26 protein-coding genes are annotated in these 26,946 nt (G+C 66.0%); 10 read left to right on the forward strand and 16 right to left on the reverse strand.

The window, feature by feature from the left end; genetic code table 11:
• The 8 genes from AYJ57_RS06225 to AYJ57_RS06260 all read right to left on the reverse strand — a co-directional run bounded on the left by AYJ57_RS06225 (nt 1) and on the right by AYJ57_RS06260 (nt 8,513).
• On the reverse strand, nt 1-1,434 hold the full coding sequence (locus tag AYJ57_RS06225) for an amino acid ABC transporter permease (protein WP_066102692.1): 1,434 nt from the start codon (nt 1,432-1,434) through the stop codon (nt 1-3).
• A 138-nt stretch (nt 1,435-1,572) separates the two neighbouring features.
• Nucleotides 1,573-2,592, reverse strand: a complete 1,020-nt coding sequence (locus AYJ57_RS06230) for an amino acid ABC transporter substrate-binding protein (protein WP_066102696.1) — start codon at nt 2,590-2,592, stop codon at nt 1,573-1,575.
• Nucleotides 2,593-2,788: 196 nt separating this feature from the next.
• Nucleotides 2,789-3,502, reverse strand: coding sequence for an ATP12 family chaperone protein (locus tag AYJ57_RS06235; RefSeq protein ID WP_066102699.1), 714 nt, complete (start codon nt 3,500-3,502; stop codon nt 2,789-2,791).
• The gene (locus tag AYJ57_RS06240; RefSeq protein WP_066102702.1) at nt 3,499-4,176 is read right to left on the reverse strand and encodes an HAD-IA family hydrolase; all 678 of its coding nucleotides are present in this window, start codon (nt 4,174-4,176) and stop codon (nt 3,499-3,501) included. Before AYJ57_RS06240 ends, AYJ57_RS06235 begins: the two co-directional genes overlap by 4 nt.
• A gap of 3 nt (nt 4,177-4,179) precedes the next feature.
• Nucleotides 4,180-5,229 (reverse strand): RluA family pseudouridine synthase, encoded by a 1,050-nt coding sequence (locus AYJ57_RS06245; RefSeq protein WP_066102704.1) that lies wholly within the window; start codon nt 5,227-5,229, stop codon nt 4,180-4,182.
• Nucleotides 5,226-5,603, reverse strand: coding sequence for a fluoride efflux transporter CrcB (crcB, locus tag AYJ57_RS06250; protein WP_066102707.1), 378 nt, complete (start codon nt 5,601-5,603; stop codon nt 5,226-5,228). Before crcB ends, AYJ57_RS06245 begins: the two co-directional genes overlap by 4 nt.
• Before the next feature lie 150 nt (nt 5,604-5,753).
• Nucleotides 5,754-7,070 (reverse strand): replication-associated recombination protein A, encoded by a 1,317-nt coding sequence (locus AYJ57_RS06255; RefSeq protein ID WP_066102711.1) that lies wholly within the window; start codon nt 7,068-7,070, stop codon nt 5,754-5,756.
• 42 nt (nt 7,071-7,112) lie between these two features.
• Nucleotides 7,113-8,513, reverse strand: a complete 1,401-nt coding sequence (locus tag AYJ57_RS06260) for a trypsin-like peptidase domain-containing protein (RefSeq protein ID WP_066102714.1) — start codon at nt 8,511-8,513, stop codon at nt 7,113-7,115.
• Nucleotides 8,514-8,694: 181 nt separating this feature from the next.
• On the opposite strand from AYJ57_RS06260, the gene serB reads away from it, so the two are divergent.
• The gene (gene serB / locus AYJ57_RS06265; RefSeq protein ID WP_066102717.1) at nt 8,695-9,561 is read left to right on the forward strand and encodes a phosphoserine phosphatase SerB; all 867 of its coding nucleotides are present in this window, start codon (nt 8,695-8,697) and stop codon (nt 9,559-9,561) included.
• 83 nt (nt 9,562-9,644) lie between these two features.
• Here serB and AYJ57_RS06270 read toward each other — a convergent pair whose 3' ends face one another.
• Nucleotides 9,645-10,661 (reverse strand): asparaginase, encoded by a 1,017-nt coding sequence (locus AYJ57_RS06270; protein WP_066102719.1) that lies wholly within the window; start codon nt 10,659-10,661, stop codon nt 9,645-9,647.
• 167 nt (nt 10,662-10,828) lie between these two features.
• On the opposite strand from AYJ57_RS06270, the gene AYJ57_RS06275 reads away from it, so the two are divergent.
• From AYJ57_RS06275 to cueR, 5 genes are all read left to right on the forward strand, one after another.
• Nucleotides 10,829-11,356: an invasion associated locus B family protein gene (locus AYJ57_RS06275; RefSeq protein WP_066102722.1), complete on the forward strand. Its 528-nt coding sequence runs from the start codon at nt 10,829-10,831 to the stop codon at nt 11,354-11,356.
• A 221-nt stretch (nt 11,357-11,577) separates the two neighbouring features.
• Nucleotides 11,578-12,774, forward strand: coding sequence for a 23S rRNA (adenine(2503)-C(2))-methyltransferase RlmN (rlmN, locus tag AYJ57_RS06280; protein WP_066102725.1), 1,197 nt, complete (start codon nt 11,578-11,580; stop codon nt 12,772-12,774).
• 102 nt (nt 12,775-12,876) lie between these two features.
• Nucleotides 12,877-13,218, forward strand: a complete 342-nt coding sequence (locus AYJ57_RS06285) for a hypothetical protein (protein ID WP_237220201.1) — start codon at nt 12,877-12,879, stop codon at nt 13,216-13,218.
• A 183-nt stretch (nt 13,219-13,401) separates the two neighbouring features.
• Nucleotides 13,402-15,894, forward strand: a complete 2,493-nt coding sequence (locus tag AYJ57_RS06290) for a heavy metal translocating P-type ATPase (RefSeq protein WP_066102729.1) — start codon at nt 13,402-13,404, stop codon at nt 15,892-15,894.
• Nucleotides 15,891-16,301: a Cu(I)-responsive transcriptional regulator gene (gene cueR / locus AYJ57_RS06295; protein WP_066102732.1), complete on the forward strand. Its 411-nt coding sequence runs from the start codon at nt 15,891-15,893 to the stop codon at nt 16,299-16,301. The genes AYJ57_RS06290 and cueR overlap by 4 nt, the downstream gene beginning before the upstream one ends.
• On the opposite strand, the gene AYJ57_RS06300 is transcribed toward cueR, so the two are convergent.
• The gene (locus AYJ57_RS06300) at nt 16,298-18,850 is read right to left on the reverse strand and encodes a hybrid sensor histidine kinase/response regulator (RefSeq protein ID WP_066102734.1); all 2,553 of its coding nucleotides are present in this window, start codon (nt 18,848-18,850) and stop codon (nt 16,298-16,300) included. The two genes, cueR and AYJ57_RS06300, sit on opposite strands and share 4 nt — an antisense overlap.
• Nucleotides 18,847-19,341 (reverse strand): molybdopterin-dependent oxidoreductase, encoded by a 495-nt coding sequence (locus tag AYJ57_RS06305; RefSeq protein ID WP_066106760.1) that lies wholly within the window; start codon nt 19,339-19,341, stop codon nt 18,847-18,849. Before AYJ57_RS06305 ends, AYJ57_RS06300 begins: the two co-directional genes overlap by 4 nt.
• A 193-nt stretch (nt 19,342-19,534) precedes the next feature.
• On the opposite strand from AYJ57_RS06305, the gene AYJ57_RS06310 reads away from it, so the two are divergent.
• The gene (locus tag AYJ57_RS06310) at nt 19,535-20,137 is read left to right on the forward strand and encodes a response regulator (RefSeq protein ID WP_066102737.1); all 603 of its coding nucleotides are present in this window, start codon (nt 19,535-19,537) and stop codon (nt 20,135-20,137) included.
• Between the two features lie 53 nt (nt 20,138-20,190).
• On the opposite strand, the gene AYJ57_RS06315 is transcribed toward AYJ57_RS06310, so the two are convergent.
• The gene (locus AYJ57_RS06315) at nt 20,191-21,198 is read right to left on the reverse strand and encodes a zinc transporter ZntB (protein WP_237220202.1); all 1,008 of its coding nucleotides are present in this window, start codon (nt 21,196-21,198) and stop codon (nt 20,191-20,193) included.
• A gap of 394 nt (nt 21,199-21,592) precedes the next feature.
• On the opposite strand from AYJ57_RS06315, the gene AYJ57_RS06320 reads away from it, so the two are divergent.
• Together AYJ57_RS06320 and AYJ57_RS06325 are read left to right on the forward strand one after the other, a co-directional pair.
• Nucleotides 21,593-21,829, forward strand: a complete 237-nt coding sequence (locus tag AYJ57_RS06320) for a hypothetical protein (protein ID WP_066102740.1) — start codon at nt 21,593-21,595, stop codon at nt 21,827-21,829.
• Between the two features lie 157 nt (nt 21,830-21,986).
• Nucleotides 21,987-22,223: a hypothetical protein gene (locus tag AYJ57_RS06325; RefSeq protein WP_066102743.1), complete on the forward strand. Its 237-nt coding sequence runs from the start codon at nt 21,987-21,989 to the stop codon at nt 22,221-22,223.
• Nucleotides 22,224-22,484: 261 nt separating this feature from the next.
• Here the strand turns inward: AYJ57_RS06325 and tuf are convergent, their stop codons facing one another.
• Together tuf and AYJ57_RS06335 are read right to left on the reverse strand one after the other, a co-directional pair.
• Entirely contained in the window at nt 22,485-23,660 is a 1,176-nt protein-coding gene (gene tuf, locus AYJ57_RS06330; RefSeq protein WP_066102746.1) for an elongation factor Tu, read from the reverse strand.
• A gap of 186 nt (nt 23,661-23,846) precedes the next feature.
• A complete protein-coding gene (locus tag AYJ57_RS06335) occupies nt 23,847-24,476 on the reverse strand; it encodes a hypothetical protein (RefSeq protein ID WP_066102750.1) in 630 nt (209 codons plus the stop codon).
• A 116-nt stretch (nt 24,477-24,592) separates the two neighbouring features.
• On the opposite strand from AYJ57_RS06335, the gene AYJ57_RS06340 reads away from it, so the two are divergent.
• Nucleotides 24,593-25,963 (forward strand): cytochrome P450, encoded by a 1,371-nt coding sequence (locus tag AYJ57_RS06340; protein ID WP_066102753.1) that lies wholly within the window; start codon nt 24,593-24,595, stop codon nt 25,961-25,963.
• Nucleotides 25,964-26,100: 137 nt separating this feature from the next.
• Here the strand turns inward: AYJ57_RS06340 and AYJ57_RS06345 are convergent, their stop codons facing one another.
• Entirely contained in the window at nt 26,101-26,676 is a 576-nt protein-coding gene (locus tag AYJ57_RS06345) for a cob(I)yrinic acid a,c-diamide adenosyltransferase (protein ID WP_066102761.1), read from the reverse strand.
• Nucleotides 26,677-26,877, reverse strand: a complete 201-nt coding sequence (locus AYJ57_RS06350) for a twin transmembrane helix small protein (RefSeq protein WP_066102764.1) — start codon at nt 26,875-26,877, stop codon at nt 26,677-26,679.
• Nucleotides 26,878-26,946 lie beyond the last annotated feature (69 nt).

Raw genomic sequence — 26,946 nt, forward strand, 5'->3', positions numbered from 1 at the left:
TCACCGCTCCTTCAGCTTCACGGAGGAGTTGTAGATGTTCATCACGCCCGAGATCAGCAGGCTCAGCACCAGATAGAACAGGCCCAGCAGCAGCATGCCTTCCAGCTCACGGCCGGTCTGGTTAATGGTGATGCCGCCCAGGGTCGAGCGCACGTCCATGTACCCCACGGCGATGGCGAGCGAGCTGTTCTTGGTCAGGTTGAGGAACTGCGAGATCAGCGGCGGGATGATCACCCGCAGCGCCTGCGGCAGGATCACGAGGTTCATCGTGGTGCCCGGACGCAGACCCAGCGCATAGGCGGCCTCGGTCTGGCCTTTCGAGATGGCGAGGATACCGCCACGCACGATCTCGGCGATGAACGCGCCGGTGTAGAGCGACAGCGCCAGCCACAGGGCGATCAGCGAGTTGCGCAGATGCACGCCGCCGTCGAAGTTGAAGCCGCCCAGTTCAGGCTTGTCGAGAGATGCGCCCAGCAGAAGCAGCACCACGATCACCGGCACCAGCACCGAGGCGATCTGGAAAGGCAGCGTCATGGGGCGTTTGCCGGTTGCTTCCTGAATATGGGTCGCGCGCGTGCCAAGCACCTTGGCACCGACACCCCCGGCGATCAGTACGGCGAGGATCAGCAGCCAGTCCCAGACCGAAGAGGTGGGGATGACCTCTCCGCCCTCACCTGCCTCAGCGCCACCCGAGGCGTCTGCGGCGGTGGAGGTGGCGTCATTGTTCTGGCCGGTCTGCACACCGGCCCCGCCGGTGGCGATGCGGCTGGCGCCATAGGTCCCGGCCATATTGGTGCTCGGGCTCGCGGCTGCGGCGGGCGCGGGCGCTTCGGGCGCGGCAACCTCATTGCCCCCCAGCGAGCGGCTGAACACCACGTTCGGGATATAGACCCCGCGGTTGGTGATCGCGACGCTTTCGCCCAGAATCATGGAAGACCCGTCTTCGCCGCGGAAGTCCCGCGGTGTCGGCATGGATTCGGTCATCAGCGCGAAGATCAGCACGATCCACAGCAGCAGCGGCACGTTGCGGAAGCCTTCCACGTAGACCGCAGTCAGGCGCGAGACGACCCAGTTGTTCGACAGGCGCAGAACGCCCGCGATTACCCCCAGCACGGTGGCGAGGGCACAGCCCAGCACGGCCACCAGCAGGGTGTTCAGAATGCCCACCAGCGCCGCACGACCGTGGGACATCTGGTTGTTGTAGTCGATGAGCTGCTGGTTGATGTCATAGCCTGCAGGCTGGCCGAGGAAACCGAAGTCGAAATCCTTGCCCAATGCCTCGAGGTTATGGATCGTGTTCGAAATCAGCCACGACAGCAAAAGCGCAATCAGGATCATTGCCACCACCTGGATGGTCATCGATCGATAGCGCGTGTCGAAAATGAGCTGACTCAGCCGGAAGCCTCGCTCCGGCGGATCCGTCATGGTCGCCATAAATGTCTCCCCGGACATTTGCTGTGTGGGCTACCGCAGCGGTTGATCCGCCGTCCGTCCCCTCACGCAAACGCGATATTTTTCTTGTTTAGGTGGAAAGGGGCGCAGGTTTCCCTGCGCCCCTCGCCGTAGTCGATCTTAGCGGAACGGCGGGCTGTAGAGCAGGCCACCTTCGGTCCACTGCGCGTTCAGACCGCGCGACAGGCCGATCGGGGTTGCTTCGCCGATGTTCTTCTCGAAGAGTTCGCCGTAGTTGCCGCCCGCCATGATGGCGCGCTTGGCCCATTCTGCGTCGAGGCCGAGCATCGCGCCCAGTTCACCTTCGGTGCCGAGCAGACGGTTGATCTCGGGGTTGTTCGTCGGAGCCGAGGACAGCTCTGCGATGTTTGCCGAGGTCACGCCGTATTCTTCAGCGGCGACCAGTGCGTTCAGAGTCCAGCGAGCGATGTCGCCCCACTCGTTGTCGCCGTGGCGAACCAGCGGGCCGAGCGGCTCTTTCGAGATGATTTCCGGCAGGATCACGTGATCGGCCGGGTTCTCGAAAGTGGCGCGGGTCGCTGCGAGGCCCGAGGCGTCGGTGGTGTAAACGTCACAGGCGCCAGCCAGATACTGCTGCTGCGCTTCGGCGTTGGTCTCGATCGGAACCGGCTCGTAGCTGATGTTGTTGGCGCGGAAGAAGTCCGCGAGGTTCAGCTCGGTGGTGGTGCCGGTCTGGATGCAGACGGTGGCGCCATCGAGTTCTTTCGCCGAGGCGATGCCCAGCGACTTCGGTGCCATGAAGCCCTGACCGTCGTAGTAGTTCACGCCGACGAATTCGAACTTCAGGTCGACATCGCGCGAGAAGGTCCAGGTGGTGTTACGCGCCAGAACGTCGATCTCGCCCGAGGCCAGCGCGGTGAAGCGGGTCTGGCCGGTGGTCTGGGTGAAGGCAACCTTCATCGGGTCGCCCAGAACGGCTGCGGCGAGCGCGCGGCAGTACGCCACGTCGAAACCCTGCCACACGTTGTTTGCATCGGGTGCCGAGAAACCGGCCAGACCCGTCGACACACCGCACTTCAGCTCCCCGGCCGCTTTCACGTCGTCCAGGGTCGCAGCACCTGCAGCGCCAGCCACGAAGGCGGCAGCCGTCAGAGCGCCCAGAGTTACGGTTTTTTTCATGTTAACCTCTTCCTGTTGCCCGGCCCCTTGTGGACCGGCTCTTGATCCTTGCTGGATCGGTTTGTGCAGCCAGGGGCTCCCTCCCTGTGCTGGGGGGAGTTTGGGAGGAAACTTTCGGCAAGGTCAAGCCGGTGCGGCGCGAAAAAGGCATGCAAATGCCTGCATCTTACGCAACGACTCGGGAAGAGATATACGTTTAGGCAGTACCGCAGAGGGCAAAGAAGCGGTGCGCGTGCAGAAAGGCATCGCGTTTGATCTCAGCGGCTTCCGTGGCCTCTTCGTCCTCGCCCCAGAGTTCCGCCTGAAAGCTCTCGTCCAGTCGCGACAGCGCCCAGATTTCCTCGGCGTCATGCGCCTTGCCGGTGGCGGCGAATCCCAGCACCAGCGAGCCGGTGAGCGCCACGAGATCGTGGAAGGCGGCCAATTCGAACGGACTGAGCGCATGGGTACGCTCGCGCAGCACCCGCAGCGCGGGCTCGGGCTGCGGCGCATGCATCAGCCCCTGCCGCGTTTCGAGCCGCGCGCCAAGCTCGCGCTCGGCCCAATCGAGCAGCGGGTCCCATTGCGCCTGTTGGCGCTGGACCAGCACGTCGGGGCTGTCGGCGCGGTAGCACAGCAGATCGCTGTCGCCGTATTCGGCCAGCATGTCCGCCACATCCGCGTGCTGCGTCGCCACCTTGTCGATGGCACTGTTGGCGGTGCGCGTGAACGGCATGGTGGTGGGGGCGATCTTTTCGTCCTGCGCGCGCCATTCCTCGGCCATGGCCTCGGCGATGGCGCGGCTCGGCACCACCAGTGCGGCCTTGCCCGGCGTGCGCAGCGGGCGCCCGTCGAGATGCACAGAGAAACCGCCCTCGGCCTCTTCGACCGTGGCGTCCTTATAGAAGCGGCGGGGGGCCCATTCGCTCATGCGGCTTGGCTCCAGAGTTGGTCCAGCAGCGCCGGAAGCGCGCGGATATCGTCGATGATGCTGCGCGCCGAGGCAAGGCGCGCGCGGTCGTGATAGCCCCAGCTGACGCCGATCCCGTGGATCCCGGCGGCGGCGGCCATATCCATATCAAAGCTCGTGTCGCCCAGCATCACCGCGTCGCGGGCATCCACGCCGGCTTCGGCGAGCGCGGCCTGCAGCATGGCCGGATGCGGCTTCGACGGGTGATCGTCAGCGCACTGCTGGGTGACAAAGAGGCTGCGGATGCCGTGCCCGTCGACCAGCTTGTCGAGCCCGCGGCGCGACTTGCCGGTGGCGATGCCAAGCAGCCATTCGGGCCGCGCGTGCAGCGCCTCCAGCATCTCGCGCACATGCGGATAGAGCGGCGAGCTGACCGGCGTGCCCGATTGCGCGCGCAGGCGCATGTAGGTCGTCTTGTAGCCCTCGACCATCGCCTCGACGGTGCGCGCATCGGCCTGCGGTGCCAATTGCGCCACGGCCACCGGCAGCGACAGGCCGACAATGCCGAGAATCTCTTCGCGACTCGGCGTCTCGATCCCGACCTCGGCAAAGGCGCCGCGCATCGACGCGAGAATATCCGCCTGACTGTCGACCAGCGTGCCGTCGACATCGAAGATGATCAGTTTCAGGTCCATCGCTCAGTGCAGCTCTTCGAAGGGATCGTCCGCCGCCAGATCCTCGGTCCAGCCGAAGGTCTCCCAGCTTTGCGTCATATGCTCGGGCAGCGGCGCAGTGACGGTGACCGGCTTCTTGGTCACCGGGTGCAGGAAGGTCATCGAGCGGGCGTGCAGATGCAGCTTCTTCGAGATGATGCCGCCAAGTTGCGCGCCCCAGCCATCGCCAAGGTTTTCCTGACCGGAGCCGCCGTATTTGCCATCGCCGATGATCGGATGGCCGATCTCGGCCATATGCGCGCGCAGCTGGTGGGTGCGCCCGGTCACGGGCTCCATCGCCACCCAGCTTGCCCGCCCCGCAACACGGTAGAGCGTGGCATAGAGCGTATGGGCGCGCTTGGCGCCGGGGGTGCTGTCGATCTCGCGCGGGTGGATGGCGCGCATCTTCTCGCCCTCGCCGCCCTTGCCGTGGCCGCCAGCCTTCACCAGCCCGTATTTGATCTCGCCAAGGTAGGGCGTCGGCACACCGGCCACCAGCGCCCAGTAGATCTTGCGCGTTTCCTTGTGGCGGATCGCGGCGGTGAGCGCCTGCGCCATCTCGCGGGTGCGCGCCAGCAGCAGCACGCCCGAGGTGTCCTTGTCGAGCCGGTGCACAAGGCGCGGCTTTTCTTCGAAGCCGAACTTCAGCGCCTCGGCCAGCCCGTCCACATGGCGTGTCTGCTTGCTGCCGCCCTGCGTCGGCATCCCCGGCGGCTTGTTCAGGGCGATGATGTGATCGTCCTTCCACAGCACGCAGGACTGGATCAGCTTGCTGTCGGCCTCTGAGACCTTGGGCTTTGCCGGGGCGGTCTTGGCCATTTCCTCGGGCTCGGGCAGCGGCGGCACGCGCACCTGATTGCCCACCGCGAGGCGGGTCGACGCTTTCACCCGGCCACCATCCACGCGAATCTCGCCCTTGCGGCACATCTTCTCGATGCGGCCCTGCGGCACATGCGGGAAGTGGCGCTTCATCCAGCGGTCGAGGCGCTGATCGCCATCGCCCGGCCCCACGGTCACGGTCTGTACTCGGCTCATGCGAAGAAACTCCTGGTCAGCAGCAGCCCGGCAAAGAGCGCGGCAAGAGAGACGGCCACCGAGGCCGCCACGTAAATGCCTGAAAGCGCGATATCTCCGCGCTCGTAAAGCGTTGCGAAGTCAAGGGAAAACGCGGAAAACGTGGTAAAGCCTCCAAGCACGCCGGTCATCAGGAAGGGCGCGAAACGGTTGGCCGAAAGATTGCCCAGCAGCACCACGATGACGCCCATGGCGAAGGAGCCGACGATGTTCACCGTCAGCGTGCCCCATGGGAATCCCTTGCCAAGCAGGCGCGCCATGGCAAGCCCGGTGAGATAGCGCCCGCTGGCACCCAGCGCTCCGCCGAGCGCGACCTGTAAAACCGTGAGGATCATGCGCGGGAAATGTCCTGCATGTGGGGAATTGTCAAGTTTCCGGGCCACTGCGCATAGAAGGGCGCGCTGCCGCTGCCCGGCAGGAAGAGGGGGCCCTGCCCCCTCGGCGCTGCGCGCCTCACCCCCGGGATATTTGCGCCAAGAGGAAGATCAGGGATTTCGCTCGCGGCGCAGCTTTTCGAAATAGTCGACGCGCTTTTTCAGGTCGCGCTCGAAGCCGCGCTCGACCGGCGCGTAGTAGCTGCCGCGGTCCATCGCCTCGGGGAAGTAGTCCTGCCCCGAAAAGCCATCGTCGGCGTCATGGTCATAGGCGTAACCGCTGCCATAGCCCTGATCCTTCATCATCGCGGTCGGCGCGTTGAGGATATGCTTGGGCGGCATCAGCGAACCGGTGCGCTTGGCGGCGCTTCTGGCGGCCTTATAGGCCACATAGGCGGCATTGGATTTCGGGGCCAGCGCGAGGTAGATCACCGCCTGCGCCAGCGCCAGTTCGCCCTCGGGGCTGCCCAGCCGCTCATAGGTCTGCCAGCTGTCGATGCAGATCGCCTGCGCCTGCGGATCGGCCAGACCGATGTCCTCGACGGCCATACGGGTCAGGCGCCGGGCAAGAAAGCGCGGGTCCTCGCCGCCCTCCAGCATCCGCGCGAACCAGTAGAGCGCGGCATCCGGGTCCGAGCCGCGCACCGCCTTATGCAGCGCCGAAATGAGGTTGTAATGGCCATCGCCGCTCTTGTCGTATTGCGCGGCGCGGCGCATCAGCCGGGCCGAGAGCGCCTCGGGGGCCAGCGGCGCGTCGACCTTCCACGCCATGATCTGCTCGATGAGGTTGAGCAGCGCGCGGCCATCGCCATCGGCCATCTCGAGGAGCGCCTCACGGGCGGCGGCATCGAGCGGCAGGCTGCGGCCCAGTTCCCGCTCGGCGCGCTGCGCGAGGCTTTCGAGATCGGCATGGCCCAGCCGCTCGAGCACCAGCACCTGCGCGCGCGACAGCAGAGCCGCATTGAGCTCGAAGCTTGGGTTCTCGGTGGTGGCCCCCACAAGTAGGATGGTGCCATCTTCCATATGCGGCAGGAAGCCGTCCTGCTGCGCCTTGTTGAACCGGTGAATCTCGTCAACGAAGAGCAGCGTGCCCTGCCCGTTGGCGTGGCGGTGGCGCGCCGCCTCGAACACTTTGCGCAACTCGGGCACGCCGCTGAAGATCGCGCTGATCTGCACGAAATGCAGGTCCGTGGCATCGGCCAGCAGCCGCGCGATGGTGGTCTTGCCCACCCCCGGCGGCCCCCAGAAGATCAGGCTGGAGAGCGCCCCCGACGCCAGCATCACGCCAAGCGGCGCTTCGTGGCCGAGCACCTGTTGCTGGCCGATCACCTCGCCCAGCGCCTTGGGGCGCAGGCGGTCCGCCAGCGGGCGCGGGCCGGACTGTGCGGGCGTCGCAGCCCCGGAGGGGTCGTCGAATAGATCGGCCATCTGTGTCAGCCCCTCCCATGGCCCTGTTCAGCTTTTGCCGCGTCAGGCCCTGAAGCGCAGCGAGATGCGGCCATTGCCGCGCTGCGCGTCGATCTGGATGCGCGGCGCCGCGTCTTTCAGCAGACCGTCCACATCGCCGGGCAGCGCGATCTGATGGCCGTTCACCGCCCGCAGCAGATCCCCGCGCTGCAGGCCGATCCGCGCGCCCCATGGGCCGGGATCGACCACCACGACGCCGTCGCTCCCCGCAAGCGGCAGGCCAAGCTCGGTCTGCACCGCCGGGTTCAGCCGTGCCAGCGTCAGCCCCGGCAGCACCGCCCGCTCGTCCAGCGTGACGCGCTGCTGCGGCGGCTCGTCGGGCGCGGCGATCATCGCGACCTTGGCTTCTTTCTGCGCACCGTTATGAAGATAGGTGATCTGCGCCTTATGGCCCAGCCCTGTCACCGACATGCGGTAGAGCATCTCTGCCGGCGTGTTCACCGGCTGGTCGTCGACCTCCAGCACCACATCCCCCACGTCGAGCCCGGCCTTGGCGAAGGGGCTGGCCTCATGCAGCTCCGAGATCAGCACACCGCCGGGCAGCCCCATGCCAAGGCTTTCCGACAGATCCGCATCCACGCTCTGCCCGGTCATCCCGGCCCAAGGACGCTCGAAGGAGGTGTTGCCCGCTTCCGCCTGTTCGACGAATTGGCTCACCAGCGCCGAGGGGATGGCGAAGCCGATGCCGTTCGATCCGCCTGAGCGGGTGAGGATCGAGGTATTCACGCCAATGAGCTGGCCTTTCACGTCGATCAGCGCACCGCCGGAGTTGCCCGGGTTGATCGGCGCATCAGTCTGGATGAAATAGCCGCGCGCATTGCCGGTGGCGGTGCCCGAGCGGGCGAGGCCCGACACGATGCCCGAGCTGACGGTCTGCCCCACGCCGAAAGGGTTGCCGATGGCCAGCGCCAGTTCGCCCACCTCGACGGAATCGCTGTCGCGCAGCGGCAGGAAGGGCATGCCCTTGGCGCCGTCGAGCTTCAGAATCGCCAGATCGGCTTCCTCGTCGGCCAGCAGCACCTCTGCGTCATATTCGGCGCCATTGTTGAGCACCACGCGGATGTCGGTCGCCTGCCCCACCACGTGGTAATTCGACACGACGATGCCGTCCGCCGACAGGATCACCCCCGAGCCCAGCGAGTTCTGCACCCGTGGCCGCCCTCGGAAATCGCTGAACAGGTTGCCGAAGAGCGGATCGCCCGCGAAGGGGCTTCGCGCCTCGACCACGCGGCTGGCGTAGATATTGACCACCGCCGGGGTCGCCTTTTTCACCAGCGGCACGAAGGAAAGGGAAATCTCCGCCTTGCTCTGCGGCACCCTGGTCTTGGCCGGGGTTTCGGCAAGCGCCGGCACGGCTGTGAGGGCAAGGCTGAGGGCGGGAACGATCAGGATGTTTCGCAGCATGTAGCGGTCCTCCAGTACCTCTTGGGATATGTCGGGCGGATCTTTGGAATGCAAGTCACGCCCCGGTGCGCGACCCGTGCGCTTTGCGTGTGCGAGGCGCGGCCAAGACCGGAGCTGCTAAGACTGGAAATGCCGCGCGCGCCGTGTCAGAAGCCGCCGCGTCAGTCATTGGAGTGCCCTCATGCAGATCGTCTCGCTCATCGCCCGCCCCGGCACGCTCGATACCGCGCTGGTCGACAGCCTGCGCAACGCCTTCGGCGGCGGCCCCGTCACCGTGCTGTCGGATGGCGAAGCGGCGGAATTCCCGATCGAGACCGCGCCCGGCAACTTCGAAGAGGTGCGCGCCTCGCTCGCCGATCAGGCAGACGTGAACCTGCTGCCGGGCGAAGGCCGCCGCAAGAAGATGCTGCTGGCGGATATGGACAGCACGATGATCCAGCAGGAATGCATCGACGAGCTGGCCGAGGAAGCCGGCGTCGGCGCGCATGTGAAAGAGATCACCGCGCGGGCGATGAACGGCGAGCTCGACTTCGAAGGCGCGCTGACCGAGCGGGTGGCGCTGCTGAAGGGCCTGTCGGAGAGCGTCATCAACAAGGTGCTCGAGACCCGCATCACGCTGATGCCGGGCGGCCCTGCCCTCGTGGCGACGATGAAGGCCAACGGTGCCTATGCGGCGCTGGTCTCGGGCGGGTTCACCGCCTTCACCGGCAAGGTGGCGGCGCAGGTTGGCTTCGACGAGGACCGCGCCAACACGCTGCTGGTCGAGGACGGCAAGCTCACCGGCATCCCGGCACGGCCCATCCTCGGGCGCGAGGCGAAGGTGCAGGCGCTGGAAGAGATCACCGCGCGGCTCGGCATCACCGAGGCCGACGTGCTCGCTGTGGGCGACGGCGCGAATGATCTGGGGATGCTGGGCCGCGCCGGGTTTGGCGTCGCGCTGCATGCCAAACCCTCGGTGCAGGCGGAATGCGCGCTGCGGGTGAACCTTGGCGATCTGACCGCGCTGCTGTTCCTGCAGGGCTACGCCCGCGAAGAGTTCGCGGGCTGAGAGCTGGGAGGAGGGGGCGCTGCCCCCTCGCCGCTGCGCGGCTCACCCCCGGCGTATTTTCAAAGAGAAGAAGAACCCCGCGGTCACGCCGCGAAGAGCGTGTCCAGCGGCCGGATTTCCCCGGTGAGATGGCCTGCGAAATTGCGCAGCTCGGGGTTGAGGAAGCGGTGCACGTCGGGATGCGCCGGGTCCGCCACGCCAAGCCGCACCAGCAGCGCGGCCATCACGCATTCCGCCGCGCGCGTGGCGCCGTCGATGATCTTGACCGCAACGCCCAGACCGCGCTCCGGCAGGATGGCGACGAAATAGCCCTCCGCCCCGGTCTTGATCGCCAGCGGCTCCAGCGCGGCGCGCATGAGCAAGGTGCAGGCGCGGCCTTCCCCCGCCACCAGATCGGGATAGGCATACATCGCCTCCACCAGCTGCGCCCCGGCGCGGCTGAGCGTATCGCCGCGCGGCTGCGCGCTGGCGAACCACGCCATGGCCCGCGCCATGCCCGCCATCGTGGTGGCGTGGTTGGGGGCCGAGCAGCCGTCGATGCCGAAACAGGGGCTTACCGCGCCGGTCACCTCCTCGAAGGCATCGCGCACCGCCACCTGCACCGGATGCTCTGGCAGCACATATTCGGGACCGGCCCCCAGATACTGGCTGAGCGTCAGGAAGCCCGCGTGCTTGCCCGAGCAGTTGTTGTGCAACTGGCAGGGGCTTTCGCCCTCGCGGATCATCTGCAGCTTCAGAGCCTTGTCGCGGCTCGGCTGGGCGCCGCAGCGCAGGTCCGCCTCCGACAGTTCCAGATCCGCCAGCCACGCTTCGACCGCCGCCACATGGATCGGCGCGCCCTGATGCGAGGCGCAGGCGAGCGCCAGCTGTGGCGGGGTCAGATGCCATGCCTCGGCGGCCCCCGAGGCGACCAGCGGCAGCGCCTGAATCATTTTCGACGAGGAGCGCGGATAGACCACCGCATCCGGATCGCCCCAAGCGTGTACGATGCCGCCGGAGGCGTCACAGATCACCGCGTGGCCCATATGCAGGCTTTCCGCGAGCGGCCCGCGACGGACCTCCACCAGAGGTACGGCGGCGGTGATGGGCTCTTGACGCATGGGGGTCCTCACAAACGAGCGATAATCTGCCATCGGGGCTTTCTCGCCCCGCGTGTTTCGGTCTATTGTCCCGCCGTCGAGCACGAATGGTCGCGCCGGTCAAGGGACCGGAACAGGTTGGAGGCGCGCCACACATCTAGAGGCAAGCACGGCTGGAGGCTGCAGGTATGAAGTCAATTCTCGGTGGGGTTCTGGGCGCAGCGATGGCGCTGACCGCAACGGCGGGTCTCGCGCAGGAAGAAAGCACCAACCGGGTGAATGCGATCACCGACTGGTCGGTGTTCGAAGGCAACAGCCCGCGCGAATGCTGGGCGGTGACCACCTATAAGGAAAGCGTCAACACCAAGGACGGCCGCGTCGTCTCGGTGAAGCGCGGTGATATCCTTCTGATGGTCTTCTACCGCCCCGAGGCCAATGTGATGGGCCAGGTCGCCTTCACCGGCGGGTACCCGTTCGCGGGCGGCTCGACCGTCGAGGCGAATGTCTCGGGCGAGACCTTCGAGCTCTACACAGAGGGCGAATGGGCGTGGCCGGCCACGCCGCAGGACGATGCCAAGATCATCGCGGCGATGAAGCGCGGCGCCGATGCCACGCTGACCGCGCGCTCGAGCCGTGGCACGCAGACCAAGGACACCTTCTCGCTGCTGGGCTTCACCGCCGCGGTCGAGGATGCGGAGAAGCGGTGCACCAACTAAGCCGGTAGCGTGGAAGTATTTGGAGAAAGATGAAAGGCACCCCGAGGCGCTTTCATCTTTCCGAAAATACTCAAATTCCGGCGCCGCCACGCACACGCCGGTTGAAATTTCAGGAGCCATCCACAGATGAGCTTCACCGAGGGAACGCGCCTGCGCGTTCCCTTTGACTTTTTGCAGGCGAATCCTGTATGGAGAGGCCTTCTTTTTCCGAGGATGACGAGATGACCGCCAGCGCGCCGATCACCCAGGACGTGGTGACGATCCCCCGCAAGCAGCCCGAAGAGGGCAAGGTGAACCTGATCGGGCTCACCCGTGACGCCCTGCGCGCCGCCTTGATCGAGGCTGGCACGCCGGAGAAACAGGCGAAGATGCGGGTCGGCCAGATTTGGCAGTGGGTCTATCACTGGGGGGTCCGCGAGTTCTCGGCGATGACCAATCTCTCCAAGGATTACCGCGCCCTGCTCGACGAGAAATTCGCGATCTCGCTGCCCGAGATCGTCTCGAAGCAGGTCTCGGCGGATGGCACGCGCAAATATCTCGTGCGCATCGCGGGCGGGCATGAGGTCGAGGTGGTCTATATTCCCGAGGAAGATCGCGGCACGCTCTGCATCTCCTCTCAGGTGGGCTGCACCCTCACCTGCTCTTTCTGCCACACCGGCACGCAAAAGCTGGTGCGCAATCTCACCGCCGGCGAGATCATCGGTCAGGTCATGCTGGCGCGCGACGATCTTGGCGAATGGCCCGAGCCGGGCACCGGCACCGGCGAGAGCGGGCCGCGCCTGCTGTCGAACATCGTGCTGATGGGCATGGGTGAGCCGCTCTACAACTTCGACAACGTGCGCGACGCGATGAAGATCGCAATGGACGGCGAGGGCATCGCCCTGTCGCGCCGCCGTATCACCCTTTCCACCTCGGGCGTCGTGCCGGAGATCGCCAAATGCGCCGAAGAGATCGGCTGCCTGATGGCGGTCAGCTTCCACGCCACCACCGACGAGGTGCGCAACAAGCTGGTGCCGATCAACAAGCGCTGGAACATCGAAGAACTGCTGAACGCGCTGCGTGAATATCCGCGGCTGTCGAACTCAGAGCGCATCACCTTCGAATATGTGATGCTCAAGGATGTGAACGACACCGATGCCGACGCGCGCCGTCTGGTGAAGCTGATCTCGGGCATCCCGGCCAAGATCAATCTCATCCCGTTCAACGAATGGCCCGGCGCGCCCTACCAGCGCTCGGACTGGGAGCGGATCGAGCGGTTCGCCGACATCATCTACAAGGCTGGCTACGCCTCGCCGATCCGCACCCCGCGCGGCGAGGACATCATGGCCGCCTGCGGTCAGCTGAAGTCGGCCACCGAGCGCGCCCGCAAATCGCGCAAGCAGATCGAGGCCGAAAGCGGCATCGGCGGCGCGGCTTGACTTACCTGATTTAATTAATCAGGATTGCCTCACCCAGCCAGTCCCGTCTCCGGGACAGCCCGGATCGACGGCCCCATCGGGCGACTGGCTGGGAGAGGTTCCATGCGACATGAACGGTTCGACCGGGTGGCATTGCGCCCCGCGGAAGCGCGGGTGGTGCGGCTGCTGAGGCTGTGGCGCGAGAATGACGAAGCCACCGCGCAGCTCGAATTGCGCGACGCGCTCGGCTTCACGCGCGCCCGCGTCTGCCTGCGCGCCTTGGGTGATTTCGCGAATTTGCTCACCACGCACGGATGGCATGCCCCGCTCATCCTCGCCCCGGACGCGACGGGCCTCTCCGACGATGAGCGCGCCATTGCCCGCTTCGTGCTGACCGCCACGGAGCAAGACCGCGATCTGGCGCTGGCCGAAGCCACCATGCTGGTCACCCCATCCATATTCTGACGCTGACCAACGCCGCCGAGCGTCTTGGCCTGCCGCTGCTCTGCGAGGAATGCCGCGCGCGCCTCGATTGCCGCCTGAACTGATCCCCATCACGGAAGCGTGCCAAGTGAAAGCGCGCCCTTGACCTTCCAGTGACTGGAAGCCCTATGTTGTGAGGCGACCAAGATTGGAAGGAGTCGCATCATGGCCGACGGAAGCCTGCGCTTCGAAGTGACGAAGATGACCTGCGGCGGCTGCGCGGGACGCGCGCAGAAGGCGCTGGCCGGGGTCGAGGGCGTCACCGACGCCTCGGTGAACCTCGCAACCAAGATGGCGCATGTGGAAGGCAGCGCCGGGGTGCCCGCGCTGCGCGCGGCGCTGGACAAGGCGGGCTACCCTGCCGGCGAGTCGACCATGCGCCTCGGCATCGAGGGCATGAGCTGCGCCTCCTGCGCGGGCCGCGTCGAGCGGGCGCTGGCCGATGTGCCCGGCGTGCTCTCGGCGACTGTGAACCTCGCCAGCGAGACCGCCGAGGTGAAGCTGCTGAACGGCTCCGCCGAGGCCCCGGCGCTAATCCACGCGGTCGAAGGCGCGGGCTATAAGGCCAGCCTCGCCAGCGACGACAGCGCCGAGCAGGAAGCCCGCAAGAGTGCCGAGCAAACGGCACTGAAACGCGATCTGATCGTTGCCGCCGTGCTGACCGCGCCGGTGTTCATTCTGGAGATGGGCGGCCATTTCATCCCCGGCTTTCACGATCTGATCGCCGGAACGATCGGCATGACCACCTCCTGGCTGATCCAATTCGTTCTGGTCACCGCGGTGCTGGTCTGGCCGGGCCGGCGGTTCTACCAGATCGGCCTGCCGCTGCTGCTCAAGGGCGCGCCGGACATGAATTCTCTGGTGGCGCTCGGCACATTGGCGGCTTGGCTCTACTCCACCGTCGCGCTCTCCCTGCCCGGGCTTCTGCCCGAGGGCACGCGGGCGGTCTATTTCGAGGCGGCGGGCGTGATCGTCACGCTGATCCTGCTGGGCCGCTTCCTCGAGGCGCGCGCCAAGGGCCTCACCGGGGCGGCGATCAAGCGGCTGGTCGGGCTGAAACCCTCGACCGCCCGTGTCGAGCGGGAGAACGAGATCACCGAACTGCCCATCGCCGAGGTGGTGCAGGGCGATGTGCTGCACGTCCGTCCGGGCGAGCGCATTGCCGTTGATGGCGAGGTGCTGACCGGGCGCTCTTATGTCGATGAGAGCATGATTACCGGCGAGCCGGTGCCGGTGGAGAAATCGGACGGTGCCACGGTGGTTGGCGGCACGGTCAACGGCGCGGGCGCGCTCAGCTTCCGGGCCACCGCGGTGGGTGCCGACACTATGCTGGCGCGGATCATCGCCATGGTCGAAGAGGCGCAGGGCGCCAAGCTGCCGATCCAAGCGGTCGCCGACAAGGTGGTGATCTGGTTCGTGCCAGCTGTCATGGCCGCCGCCGCGCTCACCTTCCTTGCGTGGCTGATCTTCGGCCCCTCCCCTGCCCTGACCTACGCGCTGGTCGCCGGGGTCTCGGTGCTGATCGTCGCCTGCCCCTGCGCCATGGGGCTCGCCACGCCGACCTCAATCATGGTCGGCACCGGGCGCGCCGCTGAACTGGGTGTGCTTTTCCGCAAGGGTGACGCGCTGCAGCGGCTGGAAAGCGTGGGCATCGTCGCCTTCGACAAGACCGGCACGCTGACCGAGGGGCGACCCGAACTGGTGCGCACAACCGCCGCGCCGGGCTTTGACGAGGGCGACGTGTTGCGCCTTGCTGCCAGCGCCGAACAAAGCTCGGAGCACCCGATCGCGCGGGCGCTGGAGCGGGCCGCCGAGGGCACCCTGCCACCACAGGCCGAGGAGGTCGAAGCCATCGCGGGCCACGGCCTCAGTGCGCGCGTCGAGGGGCACCGCGTGCTGGTCGGTGCCGCGCGGCTGATGGCGCGCGAGGGGATTGACCTTGGCGCGCTGAGTGCTGTCCATGACGAGATCGCCGGGGCCGGGCAAACGCCGGTGCTGGTCGCCATCGACGGGCAGATCGCCGGAGCGCTGGCCGTGGCCGACAAGGTCAAACCCGGCGCCAAGGCCGCCATCGCCAAGCTGCACGACATGGGGCTGAAGACCGCGATGATCACCGGCGACACCCGCGCCACGGCGCAGGCCATCGCCGCCGAGCTGGGCATCGACCATGTGGAGGCCGAGGTGCTGCCTGAGGGCAAACGCGATGCGGTGCGGGCGCTGCGCGACGCGCATGGCGTTGTGGGCTTCGTCGGCGATGGCATCAACGACGCCCCGGCGCTGGCCGAGGCCGAGGTCGGGCTCGCCATGGGCACCGGCACCGATGTCGCCATCGAAAGCGCCGATGTGGTGCTTGTCTCGGGTGAAACGCGGGGCGTGGTCGAGGCCGTGCACCTGAGCCGCGCCGTGCTGCGCAACATCCGGCAGAACCTCTTCTGGGCCTTCGGCTACAACGTGGCGCTGATCCCGGTGGCGGCTGGGGTCTTTTACCCGGCCTTCGGCACGCTGCTTTCGCCGATGCTGGCGGCGGGCGCGATGGCGCTTTCGTCGGTCTTTGTTCTGAGCAACGCGCTGCGTCTGCGCAGGCACGCCCCGGCCATGGCGCCGGAGCGTGCCGCGCGCCCGGCGCAGTCTGCCGCACCGCAGGAGGCCGAGGCATGAATATCGGAGACGTGGCCACCCGCGCCGGGCTGCCGCCCAAGACCATCCGCTATTATGAGGATATCGGCCTCGTGACGCCACACCGAGGCGCCAACGGCTACCGCGCGTTCACAGAGCAGGACGTGCACAAGCTGGCCTTCCTCGCCCGCGCGCGGACGTTGGGCTTTACCATCGAGGACTGCCGCGCGCTGCTGGCACTCTACGAGGACGAAAGCCGCGCAAGCGCCGAGGTGAAGCATATCGCCGAGGACCATCTGGCGCAGATCGACGAGAAGCTGGCGCAGTTGCAGCAGATGCGCGACACGCTGGCGCATCTCGTCCACGCCTGCCACGGCGACGACCGCCCCGATTGCCCGATTCTCAGCGATCTGGCCTCGGAGCCCTGCAAAGCACCGTCCGAGCCCTAGGGTGCTTGGGTCTCGAGCTCCAGTAGCGCCCGGCGGGTCGCCTGCCAGACCGGCATCACCGCGTCGAGGCTGCCCACCGGCAGCGTCTCGCTCGACCGGGCGCGCTCTTCCTCGACGCGCAAGGCGGCGTGCAGGGCGCTGGCACCAAACACCGCCGCGGATCCCGCGATCCGGTGGACCTTCTCGGCATAGCGCGTCGGGTCGATCCCGGCGCGCATTTCCTTCGCCAGTTCGCGCAGGCCGTCTTCGGTCTCGGACACGAAACGGTCGCGCAGCGAGGCGAAAAGCTCTGCCCCAAGCGTCGTCGCCGCGGCGTCGAGCGCCACGTCATCCAGCACCGGGGCGTCCCGCCGCCCCATATCCTCCGCGCCCTGCGCCTCGGGGAGCGGAGCAGCAACCGGGGCAATGCCCGCGATCGCTTCGGTCAGCGCGCGCCATGTGATCGGCTTGGTCAGGGTCACCTTCATGCCCGCCTCGCGGAAGCGCGCGATATCGGCGGGCAGCGCATGGGCGGTGAGCGCGACGATGGGCGTTTCGGCGTTCGGCCCGCCCCCGGCGCGCAGACGGCGCGTGGTTTCGACACCATCGAGGCCCGGCATCGAAATATCCATCAGCACGAGGTCAAAGGGCTCTTCCGCCGCGATCTTCAGCCCTTCTGCGCCGTCGCGCGCCTCGATCACCGTATGCCCCATCTTGCGCAGCATGGCGTTCGCCACGAGGCGGTTCACCGGATTGTCCTCGACCACGAGGATGCGTGAAGGGGCCATCTGAGGGTTCTGCACCAGGGCTGGCGGCAGCGCCTGAAGCGGCGCACGTTCGGCGGGCAGCGCAACGCTGAAGCGCGTGCCCATCCCCGGCGTGCTTTCGACCGAGACCTCGCCTCCCATCGCATTGACCAGCCGCCGGACGATCCCCAGCCCTAGCCCGGTGCCCTCGGCCGCACGCATGTAAGAGGAGTCGAGCGTCACGAAATCCTCAAAGATGCGCTCCTGCTGGTCCTCAGCGATGCCGATGCCATTGTCCGCCACCTCGAAATGCAGCGTACCGGTCCGGTCGGGACAGTCCAGCGTGAGGTGAATTTCGCCATTCTCGGTGAATTTGATCGCATTGCCCATGAGGTTGACGAGCACCTGCCTCAGGCGCGTCGGGTCCCCCATCATCAGCGGGCAGCCCCCTTCGGGCAGCGAGACTTGCAGCATGTTGCCGCGCGCCGCCGCCGTGGGCCGCAGCACGTCCACCACTTCGCGTGCAAGCTCCACCGGATCGAAGGGCGCGCGGGCAAAGCTGAAACGCCCGGTCTCCAGCCGCGTATGATCGAGCACGTCGTTCACATGCTGCAAAAGCACATCCCCGGCGCGGCGCAGGATCTGCAGATATTCGCGCTGATCGCGGTTCAGTTCCGTTTCGGTCAGCAGTTCCAGCGCACCGATCATACCGTTCAGCGGCGTGCGCATTTCGTGGCTCATGATGGCGATGAAATGCGCTTTGGCCTTTTCGCCCTCAACCGCCTTGTCGCGCGCCTCGACCAGTTCTTCCTCGGCGCTGATGTCGCGGGTGATGTCGCGGAAATAGACCGCGCGCAGCATATCTCCCTCATGCTCCGTCTCGGTCACCGAAAGCTCCATCGGGTAGCGCGTGCCATCGGCGCGCAGCCCCTCGCAGCGCACCCGGCCTCGCCCGGCATGTCTCGAAAGGGTCAGATCGCGCGCCTCCGGGCTGCCGGGCGGGAACAGCAGTTCAGAGGCGGGACGGCCCAGCGTCAGATCGCGGCCATGGCCGGAAATGCATTCCGCCGCGCCGTTGAACTGCAGAATTCGCCCCGCGCCATCGGTCACCACGATCCCATCGAGCGCCGTCGAGACCACCGCTTCGAGCCGGTGATTGGCGCGTGCGCGCCGCTGCGCCTGATCGCGGGCCACATGCATCAACTGCCAGAGCGCCACCACGCCGAGCGCAAGCGCCAGCACGAGGATCAGGGCCATTCCCGAAAGCCGCACCAAAGAGTTCATCACCTTGCGCCGCTGGGTGTCGGACGCCGCCGAGAACGCCCGTACCCCCGACAGAGAGACCTCGCGGATCGCCAGTCGCACCGGTTCGGCCCGCACCCGGAGCTCTGGCAGCGCCGCCAGCAGGTTTTCCTCGGGGCCGTCGATCAGCGGCACGGTGTCTTGCAGAAACTCGCGCACGGTGCGCATCGGCCCTTCTGCGGTGGGCGTGTTGACGATATCTGCGTAGAGCGCGCCGCGAGAGATCGTCTGGTACCGGCTGTAGAAAATGTCGAACGCCAGCCGCAGCGCCTCTGGGTCGGTATAGCCTTCGGGTTTATCAAGCTCGGCCTGCAGGCTGCCGAACTCCACCTCCATCTGCGCCAGAGACCACTGGCCGTTGTCCGAGTTGGCCGTGGCGAGCCCTTGAATCTGCCGCGCCGCGTCCACCGTCAGCAGCACCAGCGCGGCAAGGCACAGCACGATGAAAGGCGCGCTCAGCGCCGCCCAGCGTTTCCGGTTCGGCAGGCTGCTGCCGGATGAAGGGTCGCTCGCGTCGCTCACGGTTCGATTTCGATCCTTCGCAATTGCCAGATGCTGCGAGAGAAGATGATCTCGCTACGATACTCGGGATTGTCGTCATAAGGATAGACCACCCAGAGCGGCCCCTTGTCGCGCACGCTCATCGGCTTGCCGTTGCGGGCCCATGCGATGATCGGCCCATCGGGTTCGGCATCGCTGACCGGGATCTCGACCCAATACTCGTTGATCGCCACGGCACGGAGACTGCCATCTGCGACCCCAAGCTCTTCGAGCAGCCGATGCAGCGAGACCCCGGTGAAGGTCTGCTCTCCCTCAGTCCAGATCGTCTCGGTGGTAAAGCTCGTCTCGCCAAGTTCCTTGAGCATGGGCAGATCGAAGGACGCCCCCTCGGGCACGTTGGAGACCGACAGCGGCCCATCCACGGTCAACAGCACCGGGCCGCTTGGTGTGCGCAGCGTCTGCGCCCAAGCGGTCGAGCCGGAAAAAGCCCCGGAAAACAGGCAAACGAACATCAAAACCACCCAGCGGCACATCAGTGGCCAACCTCCTTGCGAACTTCGTTGCCGGTCAATATCATACGTCGCTGTTACCCAAGCGCAAAGACGTACCAGATTGCCAGTGCCCAAACTAGTTTTCGAAACTAAGCGGTAAGACTTTTGCGCCAGAACTTGCTTGCTGCAAGCAGAGGTCTTGGCAGGAGGACACATGCGTATTCTGGTCGCTGATGACCACGATCTCGTCCGCGAGACGATCGCCGCCTTCCTCCGCTCGGAGGGTATCGACGAGGTGTTCACCGCCGCAACGCTGGACGAGGCGATCGCGCTGGTCGAGCGTGGGCTGACCTTCGATCTGATCCTGCTCGATTACAACATGCCCGGCATGGCTGGCCTTTCGGGCCTTGATCGGATGCGTGACGTCTGCGGCGGCGTGCCTGTCGCCCTGCTCTCGGGCACCGCCACCGCCGATATCGCGCAGGCTGCGATCCGCTCGGGCGCCGCCGGGTTTATTCCCAAGACCCTGCCGTCCAAAACCATCGTCAGCGCCGCTCAGGTGATGGCGGCGGGCGAGATTTTTGCCCCCTACAGCTTTATGACGCAGGCCCCCGACGGCAAGGCCGCCGAACTGACCCCGCGCGAACGCGAAGTGCTGCGCGGGCTCTGCGAGGGCAAATCCAACAAGGAAATCGCCCGCGACCTCGATCTGCAGGAAGTGACCATCAAGCTGCATGTAAAGACGCTCAGCCGCAAGCTGGAGGCGCGCAACCGCACCCATGCGGCGATGATCGCCAAAGAGCTGAACCTGGCCTGAGCGGCGCGCTGCGGGGCTCTGCGCCCTACACCCGCGCCCTAAATCCAGCCGCCCTAAATCCAGCGCAGACGGCGCAGGATCAGCAGCTGCAGCCCCACGACCACCGCCAGACCGCCACAGAACATCCAGAAGGCCATGGGCTCGCCCGCGCCCGGCATCCCCGCGACGTTGATGCCAAAGAGCCCCGTGAGAAAGCCCAGTGGCAAGAACAGCGCTGACAGCACCGACAGCATATACATGTTGCGATTGAGCCGGTCCGACAGTTGCCCCGCAAGCTCGTCGCGCACCAGCGCCATCCGCTCGCGCATCGCATCCGCGTCTTCGACCACACGCTCGATCGCGTCCAGTTCCTCTTCCATCTGGCGCAGGTCGTCGGCTTCGAGCCAATCGGGATGGCTGGTTTGCAGCACCTTCAGCGCGTCGCGCTGCGGCAGCAGGTAGCGGCGCAGGATGATCGCACGGCGGCGCAATTCGACCAGTTGCTGACGCATGGCGTCATGGGTCTCTTCCAGCACATCCTCTTCAAGCTGGTCAGCCTCCTCCTCGATGCCGCGCCAGAAGGATTCGATCCGGTAGGTCAGCCGCTCGACCAGCAGAGACAGGAATTCCGCGCAATCCTTAGGTCCGCCCCCAAGCTCGAGCGCCTGAGCGATATCGTCCACCGCCCGCACCTTCCGGCGCGACAGGCTGACGATGCGCTGCTGGTCGATCCAGAGCCGGATCGAGACCATGTCCTCGGGATCGTCGCCCTCGATCGTGTTGATCCCGCGCAGGATGACGATCAACCCGTCGCCAATCCGCGTGATGCGCGGCCGGGTCTCTTCAGCGACCAGCGCGTCGATGATCGTCGGATCGAGATACGAGAGGTTATCGACGATCCATCCCGGCGCATCCGCGTGTGAGGCTTTGAGGTGAACCCAGCCCAAAGTCTCGCTGCGCAGCACCTCGGGGGCCTCAGCGGGCGTGAGTCTGCGCCCGGCGGTGGGCCCGTCGAGGACGAATCCGGTTTCGATAAGATCTGCGGGGCGCGGCACAAGGTTTTGCATGGCAAAAATGTACATTGGGCGCCGCAAAGGGCAAGTCCCGGCAGGTCATGAAATGTTACTTAAATTTCATGCAGTTGTCGCGTCACCGCCACCTTCCCCTCGCCTCTGTTCATTTTCGCACAGTGTCCGGCTCTTTTTTGGAAACCCCGGGGTTTTCGAACTAATCTTCACGAAAATGGACAGGCTAAAACTAAACTCGATAGTTCAATTGCCCCTATTTTGTGCGGTTTATGAACTCATTGGGATTTGCGTGCTCACTTTCAAGTGCACGCTTTCGCGATCTTCTGTGAGCGTTCCCGTGATTTGCTAAATGGCCGTGGAATAACGATTTATCACTCATCCCGAAACGAAACGGGACGCGGCGACGCCTGACGCCACCGCTGATCCAGGAGTAAAAAGGAACGTCGTTATGAAAACTCTTATCGCATCCGCCCTCGTTGCCACTGCCGCTCTGACCGGCGCCGCTTCGGCTGCTACCGCTACCGCAGCTCCCGCACAGAAAGAGCTGCAGCAGCTCGTGCCCGGCACCAACCTGTCCGGCCTGAGCGACGCCGAGCTCATCTCGGTTGTGCAAACCGTGGATGACCTCGACAACGCCTCGCAGAAAGCAGCCGTCGCAAAGGCGCTGATCGAGACCCTGAATTGATCGCCTGCCACGCCCTTCGCGGCGTGAGCACGCAGACCAGACGGATGGGCCAGCCGCTCTGACCGGCCCGTCCGCCAAGCCCCCCCGCGCCCAAACGCGGATCAAAGCACAATGGCATCGCAGAATGCCCGCTTCAAAGTTACGGAAGGAACCTCCCATGAAAACGCTTATCGCATCCACTCTCATCGCCACCGCAGCCCTGACCGGAGTTGCCTCCGCAGCCCCCTCCGCCGCCGCAAACGCCGCGCGCGTGATCGAGGCGAACGTGCCGAACGCCGACCTCTCGGGCCTGAGCGACCAGCAGATCGTCGCCGTGGCGCACACGCTGCAGCAGACCGAAGGCGCAGCCAAGAAAATCGGCGTGACCGAAGCGCTGATTCAGTCGCTGAACTGAGCTCCGCCGGCCGCGGCTTGAGGGCCGCGCCCGCACAACTTCTCAGCACCAGACGCAACGCGCCCCCGCAGAGCCCTGCGGGGGCGCAGTTGTGTTTGAGGCCTATCAGTCCCGCGACGATGTGGCCTGCGCCCTGAGCCGCCCGCAGCGCTCCCCCCGCGAAGGCGGCCCGGCACACTATACTTCACCAACGAAAAAGGGCCGCCCAGAGGCGGCCCTTTCCCGATCTGCTGCCCGGCGTAGGTGCCGGGCGCGCGTTCATCACTCGAGGATTTTCGAGACGACGCCCGAACCCACGGTCCGGCCACCTTCACGGATGGCGAAACGCAGGCCGTCTTCCATCGCGATCGGTGCGATCAGTTCGACGGTGAACTTCAGGTTGTCGCCCGGCATGACCATCTCGGTGCCCTCGGGGAGGGTCACGGTGCCGGTCACGTCGGTGGTGCGGAAGTAGAACTGCGGACGGTAGTTCGCGAAGAACGGCGTGTGACGGCCACCTTCTTCCTTGGTCAGGATGTAGACCTCACACTCGAACTTGGTGTGCGGCTTCACCGAACCCGGCTTACACAGAACCTGACCACGCTCAACGCCTTCACGGTCGATGCCGCGCAGCAGGGCGCCGATGTTGTCGCCTGCTTCACCGCGGTCGAGCAGCTTGCGGAACATTTCCACACCGGTACAGGTGGTTTTCTTGGTGTCGCGGATGCCGACGATTTCCAGTTCGTCGCCGACGTTCACAACGCCACGCTCCACACGGCCGGTCACAACGGTGCCGCGGCCCGAGATCGAGAACACGTCTTCGATCGGCATCAGGAACGGCTGGTCAACGGCACGCTCCGGCTGCGGGATGTACTCATCCACAGCAGCCATCAGTTCCTTGATCTTCTCTTCGCCGATTTCCGGATCGCGGCCTTCCATTGCGGCCAGAGCCGAGCCTGCGATGATCGGAATGTCGTCGCCCGGGAAGTCGTACTCGGACAGCAGCTCGCGGACTTCCATTTCCACCAGCTCGAGCAGTTCCGGATCGTCCACCTGGTCGACCTTGTTCAGGAACACGACCATGGCGGGGATACCCACCTGGCGGCCCAGAAGGATGTGCTCGCGGGTCTGCGGCATCGGGCCGTCAGCTGCGTTCACAACCAGGATCGCGCCGTCCATCTGCGCCGCGCCGGTGATCATGTTCTTCACGTAGTCGGCGTGACCGGGGCAGTCCACGTGTGCGTAGTGGCGTGCTTCGGTCTCGTATTCCACGTGCGCGGTCGAGATCGTGATGCCGCGTGCTTTTTCTTCCGGCGCGCCGTCGATCTGGTCGTACGCACGGAAGTCACCGAAGTATTTGGTGATCGCTGCGGTCAGCGTGGTTTTGCCGTGGTCAACGTGACCGATCGTGCCGATGTTGCAGTGCGGTTTGCCGCGCTCAAACTTTTCCTTTGCCATCTTTACAGACGTCTCACCTCTAGGGGGTCGACTGCGACCCGGTTTCGCATCGCGGGCCGTTTATTGAGTCGAGAGCAGAAAATCAAGCGTCTGTTGACAAATGGCGGCTTCGAAGCGCGGTTATTCGGTCACGGTTTCGCGCTCTCGGCCAGCCTTGGCCGATGTCGCAGCGGCAATTTCGGCCTCCTACCCCGCGCCCGGACGCTCCTGCGCAGCGGTTTCGGCCTCCGTGTTGGCCGCCGCGAGACGCGCTTCCGCCGCATCCTGCGCCGCCTCGCCGCCGAACCAGCCCTGCGCGCGCAACTCGCGGCGCATCCACATCTCGATCTGCAGCGCCGCATTGGCCGAGAGGTTGCGCATCTGCTCGGCCTTCGACTGGGTCAGCCCAGAGCCCGCCAGCGTTTCGGGGGTGATCGCCTCCATCACGGTGATCTGCTCGGGCGTGTCGTTGAGCTTTTTCTGCGCCGCATCATCCCAGATTGTCACCTTCAGGATCAGCGCCGACTTGGGGCTGAACACCAGAGGCACGCCGGGCTGGGCCAGCACATAGCCTTCGACGCTGGTGCCGATGTGATAGTATTTCTCGCCGCCCTGCCGGTCGAAGCGCTCCTCGATGGCGTGATCCACCGCGGCTGTCCATTCCTCGGCGCTGGCCTCGCGCGACAGCGGTCCCTTGACGATGTTGGGCGCCACCACCTCGGAAAAGCCGAGCTTGAAATTGCCCAGCGGCTCCGCCGGTTTCTCAAGATTGCGCTGGCCGTTGGCGCAGGCGGTGAGCCCGAGAAACATGGCAAGGGCGGCGGCAAGGCGGAACATGGTCGAACTTTCGGCAAACACTGGGGCCCGAGGGATAGCCCGACGGCGGCGGCGCTGGCAATCTCCCGGCTTTGCCGTGGCCCTCGGCGCACCTATCTTCTGCTAAGAGGTGTGACATGATCGAAACGTCGTCCGAACCCCAAAGCCCCGCACCGCTGCCGGTGCGCGCGCCGCTGGTGACCGAACCCTTGGGCATTCTGGCCAGCCTGCGGGCGGCGCGGCGCAATCTGCTGGCGATCATCCCCGACCTCGCGACCCGCACGCCGATGGTGTCGGGCCGTACCGGCGCGCGCTGGCATATGCTGATGGAGCCGGGCGCGATCCGCGAAGTGCTGCTCGAACGGCTCGACGACTACCCTAAGTCGATGGTCACCAAGAACCTGCTGCGCCCGGCGATCGGCGAGTCGATGTTCGTCGCCGAGGGCGCGCAATGGCGCTGGCAGCGGCGCGCCGCCGCCCCCGCCTTCTCCGCCCGCAATATGAGCAACCTCGGCCCGATCATGGCCGGCGCGGCGGACCGGGCGGCGCAGCGGATCGCCGCACAGCAGGGACGCGCGGTCGACCTCTACGAAGAGATGGTCACCACGACCTTCGACGTGATCTCGGAAGTCACCTTTTCCGGCGGCGAGGCCTTTGCCCGCGACGCGGTGCATCGGGCGATCGACGGCTATATCGCCGAGGCCGGGCGGATCTCGCTGTTCGACGTGCTGGGCCTGCCCGATTGGGTGCCCCGCCCGGGGCGCATGCGCTCGGCGGGCGGGCTGACCGAGATGAAGCGCGTGGCGGATGCCGCCATTGACGACCGCGCTGCCCGTGGACCGCGCGAGGTGCCGGACCTGCTGGATTTGCTGCTGGCCGGCGAGGACCCGGAAACCACGCGCCGCATGAACACCGCCGAGCTGCGCGACAACCTGCTGACCTTCATCGTCGCCGGGCATGAAACCACGGCGATCACCCTGTCGTGGGCGCTCTACCTGCTGGCGTTCGATCCCGAGGCGCAGGAGCGCGCGCGGGACGAGGTCATGGCGGGGGTCAGCGGCGGTACCGCCAGCGCCGCCGAGGTGGCTGAACTGCCCTATCTGCGCCGGGTGATCGACGAGACGCTGCGGCTTTATCCGCCCGCGGGGATCGTCTCGCGCACGGCGCAGGTGCCGGACGAGCTCTGCGGGCGCGAGATCAAGCCCGGCGATACGGTGATGATCCCGATCTACGCGCTGCACCGCAGTCATCGCCTGTGGGAAGATCCAGACGCTTTCCGGCCCGACCGCTTTCTGGAAAAGCCGCCGCGCTACGCCTATCTGCCCTTCGGCGACGGGCCGCGGATCTGCATTGGCGCGGCTTTCGCACTGCAGGAGGCGCTGATCGTGCTTGCATCGCTGCTGAAGCGCTTTCGCTTCAGCGCCGTCGAGGGCCGCGCGCCGGAGCCGGTGATGATCCTCACCTTGCGCCCCGAGGGCGGCGTGTGGCTGGAGGCCGAACCGCTCTGACGCCGCGCCTCCGGCACGCTTCGGATATGCGCATTTGGAAAGAGAAGAAGCCTTGGGAACTTCGGTCCTTCTTCTCTTCGGAAAATACGCTGGGGGTGAGGCGCGCAGCGACGAGGGGGCAGCGCCCCCTCTCTTTCTCAGTCGCGGTTGGCGCCGGGCACCCAGAGCACATCCGCCGCGCCGCCATCATTGGACATACGCGCGGCGCAGAAGAACCAGTCGCTGAGCCGATTGAGATAGGTCACCGCCGGGCGGTTCACCTCCTCCAGCGTGGCCAGTTCCACCGCGCGGCGCTCGGCGCGGCGGGCGACGGTGCGGCACTGGTGCAGGAAGGCGGAGGCCGCCGTGCCGCCGGGCAGCACGAAGCTGCGCAGCGGTTCGAGCTGGGCGGTCATCGCGTCCATCTCGGTCTCGAGCCGGTCGACCTGCGCCTGCGTCAGGCGCAGCACCGGGTAGCCGGCCTCGGCGTCCTTGGCCATATCGGGGCGGGCAAGGTCGGAGCCGAGATCGAAAAGATCGTTCTGGATGAGCGCGAGTTTCGCATCCAGCGCCGGGTCCGCGTGCAGCCGCGCCAGCCCGACCACCGAGTTCAGCTCGTCCACCGTGCCATAGGCCTCGACCCGCGGCGCGAATTTCGGCACGCGCGAGCCATCGACCAGCGCCGTGTCACCCTTGTCGCCAGTGCGGGTGTAAATCTTGTTGAGCACGACCATTCAGCTTCTCCGGATCAGCACAAAGACGAGGATGAGCACCACCGCCGCAAATTGCGCGATGATGCGCCAGCGCATCGCCTTGTTGGCGTATTTCTTGTTGAAGGCGCCTCCCTTCGCGAAAGAGCCGATGCCGAAGAGCAGAATGCCCACGACCGCCATCATCACGACGGCAACGACCAGAAACAGCGGGTCATCGCGCATGGATTTGCCTCCCTATCCTCTTGCTTCCCACATAGCCGGTTCGCGGCCAAAAGCGAAGGCGCGCGGCTG

It is taken from the genome of Salipiger sp. CCB-MM3 (assembly GCF_001687105.1).
Lineage (GTDB): Bacteria > Pseudomonadota > Alphaproteobacteria > Rhodobacterales > Rhodobacteraceae > Salipiger.

Bases quoted from the DNA above. Each gene is read 5' to 3' on its own strand.
- AYJ57_RS06305 (WP_066106760.1), bottom strand. From the start codon at position 19,341: ATGTTCGTTTGCCTGTTTTCCGGGGCTTTTTCCGGCTCGACCGCTTGG.
- AYJ57_RS06315 (WP_237220202.1), bottom strand. From the start codon at position 21,198: ATGTACATTTTTGCCATGCAAAACCTTGTGCCGCGCCCCGCAGATCTT.
- AYJ57_RS06310 (WP_066102737.1), top strand. From the start codon at position 19,535: ATGCGTATTCTGGTCGCTGATGACCACGATCTCGTCCGCGAGACGATC.
- AYJ57_RS06350 (WP_066102764.1), bottom strand. From the start codon at position 26,877: ATGCGCGATGACCCGCTGTTTCTGGTCGTTGCCGTCGTGATGATGGCG.
- AYJ57_RS06260 (WP_066102714.1), bottom strand. From the start codon at position 8,513: ATGCTGCGAAACATCCTGATCGTTCCCGCCCTCAGCCTTGCCCTCACA.
- AYJ57_RS06290 (WP_066102729.1), top strand. From the start codon at position 13,402: ATGGCCGACGGAAGCCTGCGCTTCGAAGTGACGAAGATGACCTGCGGC.
- AYJ57_RS06345 (WP_066102761.1), bottom strand. From the start codon at position 26,676: ATGGTCGTGCTCAACAAGATTTACACCCGCACTGGCGACAAGGGTGAC.
- AYJ57_RS06340 (WP_066102753.1), top strand. From the start codon at position 24,593: ATGATCGAAACGTCGTCCGAACCCCAAAGCCCCGCACCGCTGCCGGTG.
- AYJ57_RS06270 (WP_066102719.1), bottom strand. From the start codon at position 10,661: ATGCGTCAAGAGCCCATCACCGCCGCCGTACCTCTGGTGGAGGTCCGT.
- AYJ57_RS06335 (WP_066102750.1), bottom strand. From the start codon at position 24,476: ATGTTCCGCCTTGCCGCCGCCCTTGCCATGTTTCTCGGGCTCACCGCC.
- AYJ57_RS06320 (WP_066102740.1), top strand. From the start codon at position 21,593: ATGAAAACTCTTATCGCATCCGCCCTCGTTGCCACTGCCGCTCTGACC.
- AYJ57_RS06285 (WP_237220201.1), top strand. From the start codon at position 12,877: ATGCGACATGAACGGTTCGACCGGGTGGCATTGCGCCCCGCGGAAGCG.
- AYJ57_RS06275 (WP_066102722.1), top strand. From the start codon at position 10,829: ATGAAGTCAATTCTCGGTGGGGTTCTGGGCGCAGCGATGGCGCTGACC.
- rlmN (WP_066102725.1), top strand. From the start codon at position 11,578: ATGACCGCCAGCGCGCCGATCACCCAGGACGTGGTGACGATCCCCCGC.
- AYJ57_RS06235 (WP_066102699.1), bottom strand. From the start codon at position 3,502: ATGAGCGAATGGGCCCCCCGCCGCTTCTATAAGGACGCCACGGTCGAA.
- AYJ57_RS06255 (WP_066102711.1), bottom strand. From the start codon at position 7,070: ATGGCCGATCTATTCGACGACCCCTCCGGGGCTGCGACGCCCGCACAG.
- AYJ57_RS06240 (WP_066102702.1), bottom strand. From the start codon at position 4,176: ATGGACCTGAAACTGATCATCTTCGATGTCGACGGCACGCTGGTCGAC.
- tuf (WP_066102746.1), bottom strand. From the start codon at position 23,660: ATGGCAAAGGAAAAGTTTGAGCGCGGCAAACCGCACTGCAACATCGGC.
- crcB (WP_066102707.1), bottom strand. From the start codon at position 5,603: ATGATCCTCACGGTTTTACAGGTCGCGCTCGGCGGAGCGCTGGGTGCC.
- AYJ57_RS06325 (WP_066102743.1), top strand. From the start codon at position 21,987: ATGAAAACGCTTATCGCATCCACTCTCATCGCCACCGCAGCCCTGACC.
- AYJ57_RS06245 (WP_066102704.1), bottom strand. From the start codon at position 5,229: ATGAGCCGAGTACAGACCGTGACCGTGGGGCCGGGCGATGGCGATCAG.
- AYJ57_RS06230 (WP_066102696.1), bottom strand. From the start codon at position 2,592: ATGAAAAAAACCGTAACTCTGGGCGCTCTGACGGCTGCCGCCTTCGTG.
- AYJ57_RS06225 (WP_066102692.1), bottom strand. From the start codon at position 1,434: ATGGCGACCATGACGGATCCGCCGGAGCGAGGCTTCCGGCTGAGTCAG.
- serB (WP_066102717.1), top strand. From the start codon at position 8,695: ATGCAGATCGTCTCGCTCATCGCCCGCCCCGGCACGCTCGATACCGCG.
- cueR (WP_066102732.1), top strand. From the start codon at position 15,891: ATGAATATCGGAGACGTGGCCACCCGCGCCGGGCTGCCGCCCAAGACC.